General features: G+C 75.5%; 4 protein-coding genes. 2 read left to right on the top strand and 2 right to left on the bottom strand.

Annotated features, from left to right (window positions below):
- Both G9H71_RS21870 and G9H71_RS21865 read left to right on the top strand, forming a co-directional pair.
- On the top strand, window positions 1-1,090 hold a 1,090-nt coding region (locus G9H71_RS21870), incomplete at its 5' end, for an NAD(P)/FAD-dependent oxidoreductase (RefSeq protein WP_166284879.1).
- Window positions 1,087-1,914 carry a pentapeptide repeat-containing protein gene (locus G9H71_RS21865; protein ID WP_166284878.1) on the top strand — a complete coding sequence of 276 codons (828 nt, stop codon included), beginning with the start codon at window positions 1,087-1,089 and terminating at the stop codon, window positions 1,912-1,914. The genes G9H71_RS21870 and G9H71_RS21865, both read left to right, overlap by 4 nt.
- A gap of 75 nt (window positions 1,915-1,989) precedes the next feature.
- Here G9H71_RS21865 and G9H71_RS21860 read toward each other — a convergent pair whose 3' ends face one another.
- Window positions 1,990-2,688, bottom strand: a complete 699-nt coding sequence (locus G9H71_RS21860) for a response regulator (RefSeq protein WP_166284877.1) — start codon at window positions 2,686-2,688, stop codon at window positions 1,990-1,992.
- Window positions 2,685-3,012: sensor histidine kinase (locus G9H71_RS21855; protein ID WP_331273191.1), on the bottom strand; the 328-nt coding region annotated here is incomplete at its 5' end. The genes G9H71_RS21855 and G9H71_RS21860, both read right to left, overlap by 4 nt.

Genomic DNA, 3,012 nt, shown 5'->3' with positions numbered 1-3,012 from the left:
CGACACCGGCGAACTGGCCTGGCTGGGCGAGGCCGGCTGGAGCCCCGAGGGGCAGCAGTTCGAGATCGTCTCGGCGACGCGGCCCCTCCTCGACCACGTCGTGCGCGCACGCGTTCGCGCCTTCGGCGAAGTGCAGTTCCGTGAAGGAGTACGCGCGACAGGCCTGCGACGGACCGGCCCGCAGTGGGTGGTCGAGCTCGCCGACGGCGAGACGCTGTCGGCCGACGTCGTGGTCGACGCGATGGGCCGCACGTCGCGGCTCCCCACCTGGCTCGATGCGATGGGCCTGCCCCGCCCGCGCGTCACCGAGCTGGATGCCCGCCTCGGCTACGCCTCCCGGATGTACGCCGGGCCGCGCTCGCTCACCGGCACCCGCGCGGGGGTCGTCGTCGTACCCACACCGGCGTCCCCGCACGGCGGCATGGTGCTGCCGGTCGAGGACGGCCGCTGGCTGGTCCTGGCCGTCGGGGCGGGCGGCAGCCGGCCGCCGCGCGACCCCGACGAGCTGACCGCCTTCCTCGACTCCGTACGCGACCCGGCCCTCGGCGCGTTCGTCCGCGCCGCCGAGCCGCTCAGCGACGTGCACGTCCACCGGCAGACCGGCAACCGCCGCGTGCACTTCGAGACGGAGGACGCCGTGCCGGCAGGGCTGGTCCCGCTCGGCGACTCCTTCTGCGCGTTCAACCCCGTCTACGGCCAGGGCATCGCGGTGGCGGCCATGGAGGCCGGGGCGCTGCGCGAGGCGCTCGGTGCAGGGCTCGACGACGCCGCTACCCGAAGCTTGCTTCGCCGATTTGCAGAGCTGGTGTCCCTGCCGTGGGCGATCGCCACCAGCGAGGATTCCCGCTATGCGACGAGCGGCGTGAAGCGGACGCCTCGGCAGCGGCTGCTCGGGTCGTGGAGCCGCGAGGTCGGGCGGCTCGCGGTCTCCGGCGACGCGAGGGCGGGGGCGGCGCTCACCCTCGCGTACCACCTGATGGCGCCGCCCACGGTCCTGCTGCACCCCGCGCTGTTCGCCGCCGCGGCACGGGCACACCTACGCGGCTACGGGCCGGTGCCGCCCCGCCCCGCCGGCCTGCCGGGCCGATGACCAGCGCCCTGCCCGACCCGCGCGACGGCCTACGCGCCGACTGCAGCCGGTGTGCCGCGCTCTGCTGCGTCGCCCCGGCGTTCGCCGCGTCGGCCGACTTCGCGATCGACAAGCCCGCGGGCACTCCGTGCCCGAAGCTGGCTTCGGACTTCCGGTGCGGCATCCACGCCGACCTGCGTGGGCAGGGCTTCCCCGGCTGCGCGGTGTTCGACTGCTTCGGCGCCGGGCAGCACCTCGTCCAGGGGACGTTCGACGGGCGCACGTGGCGCGAGTCCCCGCAGACGGCGCGCGAGGTGTTCGCCGCGTTCCCGGCGATGCGGCAGCTGCACGAGTCGCGGTGGTACCTCGCCGAGGCGCTCGAGCGGCTGCCCGACGGCCCCCTTCGCGATGAGGCGGCGGCCGCAGACGCGCACGCCGCGACGCTGGCCGACGGCGCCGCCGACGCACTGGCCGGCTTCGATGCGGCCGCGCACCGCCGGGAGGTCGGGGACCTGCTCGGGCGGGTGAGCGCGGCGCTGCGGAAGGCGTCCGGCCACCGCGGCCGGGACCGGAGCGGCACCGACCTCATCGGCGCCCGGCTGCGCGGCGCGGACCTGCGGGGCGCGAGCCTGCGCGGGGCGTACCTGCTGGGAGCCGATCTACGGAACGCCGATCTGCGCTTCGCCGACCTGCTCGGCGCGGACCTGCGGGCCGCCGACGTGCGAGGTGCGCGGCTCGACCAGAGCCTGTTCCTCACCCAGCCGCAGGTCGACGCCGCCCGCGGGGACGCCGCCACCATCCTGCCCGCCGTGCTGCGCCGCCCGGCGCACTGGCCGGCCCGGTGATCGCTTGGCGCCCGCGGCTGCCCCCACAGCCACTAGCGCCAAACGATCACCCCGGGGTGGAGACGAGGCTGAGGGTCAGACCAGCCGGCGGTCCGCCGCCCACCGCGACAGCTCGTGCCGGTTGGACAGCTGCAGCTTGCGCAGCACCGCCGACACGTGGGTCTCGACCGTCTTGACGCTGATGAACAGCTGCTTGGCGATCTCCTTGTAGGCGTAGCCGCGGGCGATGAGCCGCAGCACCTCGCGCTCGCGCTGGGTGAGCCGGTCCAGGTCCTCGTCGGCCGACTCGACCGGCGCGTCGGCGGTCGTGCCGCCCGCGGCGAAGGCGTCGAGGACGAAGCCGGCCAGCCGCGGGGAGAAGACCGCGTCCCCGTCGGCCACGCGGACGACGGCAGCGGTGAGGTCGTCGCCGGTGATCGACTTGGTGACGTAGCCGCGCGCCCCCGCCCGGATGACGCTGATGACGTCCTCGGGAGCGTCCGACACCGACAGAGCCAGGAACTTGGTTTCGGGAATCCGTGACACCAGCCGCCGGAGCACCGTCACCCCGCCTCCCCCGGGCAGGTGGACGTCGAGGAGCACGACGTCGGGGCGCTGCGCCTCGACCACCGCGACCGCGGTATCGACGTCGTCGGCCTCGCCGACCACCTGCAGCGGCTCGCCCAGCTCGGCCCGCACCCCCGTACGGAACATCCGGTGGTCGTCGACCAGGACGACGCGGACGGACCGGCCGCCCACGGCGTCGGTGTCGGCATAGGCGTCGGACGGTGTCACTGCGCTCCTCCTGCGTTCTGGGCGGCGGGCTGCGCGCTGCGCGGCAGCTCCAGCTGCACCTCGGTGCCCTCCCCCGGCGTCGAGCTGATGACGGCGCGGCCGCCGTGCCGCTCCATGCGCCCGAGGATGGACTGGCGGACCCCGAGCCGGTCCTCCGGCACGCCGTCGAGGTCGAACCCGGGGCCGCGGTCGCGGACGAACACCTCAGCCCGGTCCGGCTCGACCTCGGAGAAGACGCTCACCGTCGCGCCGCCCCCGTGCTTGGCCGCGTTGAGGGCGGCCTCGCGCGTCGCCTGCAGCAGCGCGCGCAGCCCCTCGTCGAGC

This window comes from Motilibacter deserti (genome assembly GCF_011250635.1).
Classification (GTDB): Bacteria; Actinomycetota; Actinomycetes; order Motilibacterales; family Motilibacteraceae; genus Motilibacter_A; species Motilibacter_A deserti.
Note: the sequence above shows the minus strand (reverse complement) of the source record. Positions and strands in the feature narration are given on the sequence as shown.